At 66.2% G+C, this 284-nt stretch carries 1 pseudogene; it reads left to right on the forward strand.

Features of this window, described 5'->3' with window-relative positions:
- Positions 1-284: pseudogene (locus tag EN818_RS32210) on the forward strand (SEL1-like repeat protein); the annotation flags it as partial.

Below are 284 nucleotides of genomic sequence, written 5' to 3' on the forward strand. Positions count from 1 at the left end.
GCCGCAATTATCTCGCCGGCACCGGGGTCGAGAAGGATCCCAAGACGGCGCTCTCGCTCTTCCAGAAATCCATGGATCTCGGGCAGCCCTACGCTCCCGGCAGCCTTGCGCGCATGTACAGGGACGGTGTCGGCGTGCCGCAGGATCTGGCCGAAGCGCAAAGATTGTTCGAGCTGGCCACTGACCGCGGCGATCAGTCGGCCGCGTATGATCGCGCGGCTCTGGAGATGCAGAGGGGCGACAAGGCCGACCAGGCCGTGGCGGTGCGCTACCTTGCCTTCGCC

Source organism: Mesorhizobium sp. M3A.F.Ca.ET.175.01.1.1, assembly GCF_004791945.1.
GTDB lineage: Bacteria > Pseudomonadota > Alphaproteobacteria > Rhizobiales > Rhizobiaceae > Mesorhizobium.